Consider the following 6,108-nt stretch of genomic DNA (forward strand, 5'->3'; position numbering starts at 1 on the left):
CCTCAGGAGATGCGATACATTTTCGTGATGGTGAGCTTTTCAGCAGCACGTTCGATGAAAGGGAGCGCTGTCTGAAAATGCGGTGTCGCTTCGTGAGCAGTCAGCGCCGCTTCGTCCCGCCACTGCTCGATCATGTGGAAAGTGCGAGCCTGCTCGGCATCACGGTGGAAATCGTACTGGATGCAGTCCGCTTCGCTTCGGCTTGGGCCTTGCAGGCCCTGCAGCGTCTGCTCGAGCTCGACTTCGAAGCCGGCCTTGGCGACCAAGGTGGCAATCAGTGTCAGAGGGGTGGTCATCAAACCTCCTGTCTGTGTGCGATATGAAGAGGGAGCATTGGCTGGCACGGGTGTATCGAAGATGTCCATGCCGGCCATGCGGCCAAAAACCTGAATCCGGGTGAGAGCGCGACAACAATCTTGCCAACTTGGGCATTCGACCAAGTTGATAGCCCTAAGGCCACGCGAGCGCTCTCGCTCCGGCGGGATCACCTGTAGCGTTCAAGCCAATGGGCATAGGGAGCGGGCAAGGTCCAGGCAGCACGCTCTACACCCAGCGCCTGGGCGGCTGAATAGGACCAGTTAGGATTGCCCAGGTGCGCCCGGCCAATCATCGCCAGGTCCAGTTGACCACTTCTCACCGCTTCTTCGGCGACGCTCGGCGTGCCGAAGCCCCATGCCGAGGCCACCGCAATCCCCGTCTCGCGCCGTACCCGCTGGGTAACTTCGCCCATGAATCCGGGGGCCCAAGGAATGTTGGATTCAGGGATGGTGAACCCGATACTGACGCTGAGCAAGTCCAATCCACCGTCCTTGAAACGACGTGTCAGTTCGATAGCCTCTGACAAGGTCTGCTCGTCCCGGCCGTCGTATTCGATGACACCCAGGCGAGCGGTGAGCGGCAAGTGCTCTGGCCATACTTCGCGAACCGCCGCCAGTGTTTCCAGCAGAAAGCGGCTACGGTTATCGAAGTTTCCGCCGTAGGCGTCGTCACGAAGGTTGGAGTGTTCAGAGAGGAATGACTGGGCCAGATAGCCATGGGCGAAATGCAGCTCCAGCCACTCGAAGCCGGCCTCACGTGCACGGCGAGCGGCTGAGACAAAATCCTCGCGCACCCGGGCGATATCCTCCAGCGTCATGGCTTTGGGCAGCCTGGCGAGATGAGCGCCAAAGGCAACAGCCGACGGGGCGATGGTCTGCCAGCCACGCGCATCATCCTCGCCGATATGATCGTCACCTTCCCAAGGGCGGTTCGCACTGGCCTTGCGCCCCGCGTGGGCAATCTGGATACCTGGCACTGCGCCGGCAGCCTTGATCGATTGCACCACCGGCACGAAGGCGCGGGCGAGCTCATCATTCCAGATACCAGCGCAGCCAGGCGTGATCCGTCCTTCGGGGGACACGGCGGTCGCCTCGACGACCACCAGTCCCGCCCCGCCCCGCGCGAGGGTGGCATAGTGCACAGTGTGCCAGTCGTTGATCAGGCCATCATCAGCCGAGTACATGCACATGGGGGGAATCGCGATCCGGTTGCGAAGGGAAATATCCTTGAGCGTGAAAGGTTGGAACAGCGCAGACATCAGGTTTTTCTCCGAAGTTTATATTTCCGTTGTTCGATAATATTCGAACTATTGGCATAGAGCAAACCCGTGTATGATTCGCTCATGCGCCCCTTCAAACACCTTCCTCTCAGCGAATTCGTTCTTGAGCGTCTGTTTTACGCCTTGAGCGACCCTGTGCGCCTGGAGATTGTCCGGCGTCTCGCCGAGCTGGGAGAGGCCAGCTGTGGCGAGCTGGACGGTGGCCGTGCGAAGTCCACCATGTCCCACCATTTCCGGGTGCTGCGAGATGCCGGACTGGTTCAAACCCAGACCATCGGCACGACCCACATGAACTCGTTGCGTAGGGAAGACTTGAGTCACCGTTTTCCGGGCCTGCTGGAAACGATCCTGTCCCAGTACGACGAAAAAGGAAGATGAGGCTCACGGGTGTTTTTCCACCCAACTCTTTCAGCGCGCGCTCTGCGCAAAAACACGCGGATCTGAGAAGCAGTTGACCAGGTGGTCGTACACCAGCCTCACTCTCGGTGCCACGGGCCCTGATTGCGGGCGATACATGATCAATTCGGAAGGCGGCGGGGCATCGTGTTGCATGACCTCGACCAGTCGCCCTTCAGACAGATAGGGTTCTGCCAGATAACCGGGCATTTGCCCAAAGGCGATTCCCGCCAGAACAATCTCTCGCTCGGTTTCTGGATCGTCGCAGGTAAATGCCGGGGAGGCAGGCAGGAACGCTTGCCCCTCGGCAAGCACCCACGGCCAGGGGCGACCGTTGTTGCGATCGATCAGCATCGACAAGGGCAAGCGTTTCAGATCCTCGATGTTGCCAGGACGTTGCACGGTGTTGAGGAGTGACGGCGCTGCAACGATTTTCAGGGCGACATGGGCCACCGTTCTGGCGATATAGCGCCGATCCCGCACAGCTCCGACACGAATACCGATGTCAATCTTGTTGGCCACCGCGTCGGTGAGCTGGTCATCCAGGCTCAGGTCGATGCTCAGGCCGGGATTCTCCCGCATCAGCGGTTTCAGAAACTCAATCAGATACAGCTTGCCAATGGCGTGGGGGGCCGTGATGCCGACGACGCCTTTTGCCTCCTGTTTACTGTTGGCGATAAACAACTGATCCACCCGTTCCAGGGTTTCCCGGGCTTGCAAGGCGAGTTTGGCACCAAAAGCGGTGACGTGAACCTGCCGCGTGCTGCGGTGGAACAACAGCTCCCCAAGCGTGCGCTCCAGTTCTTTGATGGCGCGTGTCACGGTCTGCGGAGAGGTGCCGAGGCGGGTGGCTGCATCGCGAAACGTGGTCGATTGCGCCGCCACCGAAAAGATCCGAATCAGCTCCATGCGATTGAGCATTGGCGTCAACTCCCGTTCCAGAAAATGGAATTCTCAAATCCGAACTCTTCCATTTTCTGACGAATAAAACCAGCGCAGACTGCACTCATCAACCCAAACAGGTCTCAACAGGAGCGCTGAACATGAGTAAAAACATCCAGGGTAAAGTGGTCGTTATCACCGGTGCGAGTAGCGGTCTGGGCGAAGCAACGGCGCGTCATCTGGCAGCGCTCGGCGCCCATGTAGTGCTTGGCGCCCGTCGCCAGGATCGTCTGGACGCGATTGTCCGGGAGATCGCCGCAGCAGGCGGCAAGGCGATTGCCCATCCGATCGATGTCACAAACAAAGAGGACTTGTCTGCGCTGGTCGCCAAGGCTGTAGAGGCATTCGGTCGCATCGATGTGATGATCAACAATGCAGGGCTGATGGCGATCTCTCCGATTTCGCAGCTGCGCGTCGAAGAGTGGGATCGCATGATCGACATCAACATCAAGGGCGTGTTGTATGGCATCGCGGCCGCGTTGCCGCTTTTCGAACAACAGGCCAGCGGTCACTTCATCAACATCTCTTCGGTTGCCGGCATCAAGGTGTTCAGCCCCGGTGGATCGGTGTACAGCGGTACCAAATTTGCGGTGCGCGCTATTTCCGATGGCCTGCGTCATGAAGTCGGCGGGAATATTCGCACGACGACCATCGAGCCGGGCGCGGTGGATTCCGAGCTCAAGTTCGGCAGCGGGCACCAGCCGAGCGCCGAGGTCGTTGGCGAGTTTTACAAGAAGGCCATCCCGGCTGATTCGGTTGCACGGGCCATCGCTTACGCGATCGAGCAACCTGCCGATGTCGATATCAACGAGATTGTTCTGCGTCCGACGGCGCAAGACTTCTGATAGTTAACCTGTGCCGTTTGTGCCCTTGCGCAAAAGCACGGGCGCGAGCGACTAAGCTTTAGCACTATTGAATACTTCGAATGTCTGGCCTGGAGCCAAACTTCCACGCAAGCCAACCAATATCGGTGATATCAACCCGTTTGTTTTTACCGTGAAGGCGGGAAGCTTTACCGCCGCGGCGATTACACTGGGCATGGACCCGCATTGTTCGCTTGGAGGACCGGATGGGCGCACGGTTGCTCAATCGCACGACGCGCAAACTGAGCCTGACAAACGAGGGGCAGATTGCGTATGAGCGCTGGCGGCAGATTATCGAGGATCTTGATGAGGTCGAGGTGACCATGGTCCGGGCCGTGGGCGGCCGACCGGTACCTTTAAACTCACGGTCCCGCTGTCCTTTGGTCAGCGCCATGTCCTGCCGATCCTTGATGCCTATCTGAAGCAGTGGCCTGAGCTGCACGTGGAGTTGTGGTTTACCGATCGCTTTGTCGACGCCCTTTTTACCACAGATGTAGCCGACTCCTCATCCTTCCCAGGAGCGTCATCCCGTTTTTCAACGCCTGTTTCAACCAGAAGCACTCACTATCGGTCCGATTTTGCCGCTGGAAACCCATCCCGGCCGAGCGGCCCCGACCATGCGCGGTCATTTCGAGATGGCGCAACGCGTCGAAGCGCTGGACTTTGGTGCGCTCTGGATGCGTGACATTCTTTTCTACGATCCGGATTATGGCGACGTGGCGCAGATGTTCGAACCGCTGGGCCATCCACAGCCAGCCAAGCGCCTATGCCAACAGCCAGCCGATGATGGTCCTCACCGACACGGCCGTGTTCCCAATAATGTGAATATAAGCAGCTCGCATGTTGTGGTCACGGCTATCCACTTCAAGGTTGTTGTGAGCATGCTCCGTGAATTCGACGGTCCGTTCACTAGATGGCAGAGCAACGGCTACTTTTGAACCCATGCGGCTCCGGAATTTCGCTGGTGGTTTCCAGAAAGCCGGCTGTCTGCATAGTTAAACACTTGCCGCGAACCGTCCTGGCGTATCGTCGTAACAGTGACATAGCCGGCCGAGAGAATACCATTCATCCGGAAGTCACTGTTGATAGGGGGGGGTGAGCCTGTGAAAAGCTTACCATTGACTGGTCTAATCCCATTCAGTCTGGAATCTTCAGCATGCGAACTGTCGACATCCAGCAGGCAAGAATAAACCTGTCCCAGCGTTGATGAGGCTGTCAAAGGATGTCATTCCTGATTTCCAAGTCCGGCAGGCGGCTCTCCTCATCTGTTGTACGGAGTTGGTAATATCGGGCCGTGTTGGCAACGGGTGCCACCTTAGTTTGTAGGCTGGTTTCTACGGAGAGCGGCGGTGCAGTGGCGGTGAGTCGGGCGAGAACATTTAGGATGTGATCGGCACTCAGGGCGCCAGACAATCCTCGCAAGCGCCAATCGATTTCGCGCGTGCCGCGCTCAGCGCTTCACACAGGGGGACCGAAGGTCCCGACTCAAGCACCAGTTCTACCGCTACCAGCACCGGGTCGAGACCAGCGATGGGCACAGCAGCCAATACCTACGTCATAATTTGATCACCGTTGCTGTGATGTCTCAGGCCCCGCTTGAGAAGCCGCAACGGAGTGGGCAGATCAGCAAACGGCTTGCCATTGCACAGTGCACTGGGTTTGCGTTCGATGAGTGGGATGTAATGCTGCCAGTCAAAACTGACCTGATCTCGATCAAATAGGCACTCGTGGCTGGCAATCATCGTGTCATCGGCGATGACCCTGATCCGGGAGGGATATAGACGGCTGCTGACCCACTGGCCGACTCGCTCACACGGCACCGAATCGCGATTTCGTGCCACGCAGATCAGGCAGGTGCTGGAGACCCTTACGGTGTGCTCGACGTAGCCATCAAAGGCGGTCGGCATCCATTTCGACCCGCTCCAGCTCCAAAACGTCTGTAGTGGTCAACTAATCCCGGACACGACGTTAAGTTTTTCTTCGGCCCGAGCTGGCGCCAGCCCACCGTTGAATTGATGGGGGCGAATCCAGTTGTACCGATGCATTAAGAATTGGCTGATATCGCGCTGGGCTTCTTGAGCCGTTCGGTAACCCGTGGTCGGTATCCACTCCGTTTTCAAGCTGCGGAACACGCGCTCCATTGGCGCATTGTCCCAGCAATTTCCCCGGCGACTCATGCTCTGGCGCATGCGATAACGCCACAGCCGCTGGCGAAATAAACGACTCGCATACTGGGCGGATTCAACCGGTCGTCGCAACACCGGGTTGTTGAACAGATTTTAGATACTCATTCAGAGCTTCGACGGGTGT

Annotated in this window: 6 protein-coding genes and 3 pseudogenes; 4 read left to right on the forward strand and 5 right to left on the reverse strand. The window is 58.0% G+C overall.

What is annotated here, in order from left to right; translation table 11 throughout:
- Nucleotides 1-2 precede the first annotated feature (2 nt).
- Nucleotides 3-374 carry a putative quinol monooxygenase gene (locus tag AC1Q6D_RS29880; RefSeq protein ID WP_256590366.1) on the reverse strand — a complete coding sequence of 124 codons (372 nt, stop codon included), beginning with the start codon at nucleotides 372-374 and terminating at the stop codon, nucleotides 3-5.
- Between the two features lie 110 nt (nucleotides 375-484).
- The gene (locus tag AC1Q6D_RS29885; protein WP_103406110.1) at nucleotides 485-1,576 is read right to left on the reverse strand and encodes an NADH:flavin oxidoreductase/NADH oxidase; all 1,092 of its coding nucleotides are present in this window, start codon (nucleotides 1,574-1,576) and stop codon (nucleotides 485-487) included.
- Between the two features lie 84 nt (nucleotides 1,577-1,660).
- On the opposite strand from AC1Q6D_RS29885, the gene AC1Q6D_RS29890 reads away from it, so the two are divergent.
- Complete coding sequence (locus tag AC1Q6D_RS29890) at nucleotides 1,661-1,975, forward strand: ArsR/SmtB family transcription factor (RefSeq protein ID WP_017737778.1); 315 nt, start codon at nucleotides 1,661-1,663, stop codon at nucleotides 1,973-1,975.
- Nucleotides 1,976-2,005: 30 nt separating this feature from the next.
- On the opposite strand, the gene AC1Q6D_RS29895 is transcribed toward AC1Q6D_RS29890, so the two are convergent.
- The gene (locus AC1Q6D_RS29895; RefSeq protein ID WP_103406109.1) at nucleotides 2,006-2,914 is read right to left on the reverse strand and encodes a LysR family transcriptional regulator; all 909 of its coding nucleotides are present in this window, start codon (nucleotides 2,912-2,914) and stop codon (nucleotides 2,006-2,008) included.
- A gap of 122 nt (nucleotides 2,915-3,036) precedes the next feature.
- On the opposite strand from AC1Q6D_RS29895, the gene AC1Q6D_RS29900 reads away from it, so the two are divergent.
- From AC1Q6D_RS29900 to AC1Q6D_RS29910, 3 genes and pseudogenes are all read left to right on the forward strand, one after another.
- On the forward strand, nucleotides 3,037-3,780 hold the full coding sequence (locus AC1Q6D_RS29900) for an SDR family oxidoreductase (RefSeq protein ID WP_017737776.1): 744 nt from the start codon (nucleotides 3,037-3,039) through the stop codon (nucleotides 3,778-3,780).
- 67 nt (nucleotides 3,781-3,847) lie between these two features.
- Nucleotides 3,848-4,339 (forward strand): annotated as a pseudogene (locus AC1Q6D_RS29905) (LysR family transcriptional regulator); the annotation flags it as partial.
- Nucleotides 4,340-4,415: 76 nt separating this feature from the next.
- Nucleotides 4,416-4,736 carry a hypothetical protein gene (locus AC1Q6D_RS29910; protein WP_017737775.1) on the forward strand — a complete coding sequence of 107 codons (321 nt, stop codon included), beginning with the start codon at nucleotides 4,416-4,418 and terminating at the stop codon, nucleotides 4,734-4,736.
- A 277-nt stretch (nucleotides 4,737-5,013) separates the two neighbouring features.
- Here AC1Q6D_RS29910 and AC1Q6D_RS29915 read toward each other — a convergent pair.
- Both AC1Q6D_RS29915 and AC1Q6D_RS29920 read right to left on the reverse strand, forming a co-directional pair.
- Nucleotides 5,014-5,748 (reverse strand): annotated as a pseudogene (locus tag AC1Q6D_RS29915) (Mu transposase domain-containing protein); the annotation flags it as partial.
- Nucleotides 5,745-6,041, reverse strand: a pseudogene (locus AC1Q6D_RS29920) (integrase core domain-containing protein); the annotation flags it as partial. The pseudogenes AC1Q6D_RS29915 and AC1Q6D_RS29920, both read right to left, overlap by 4 nt.
- Between the last annotated feature and the right edge of the window lie 67 nt (nucleotides 6,042-6,108).

It is taken from the genome of Pseudomonas sp. MT92, from assembly GCF_058792515.1.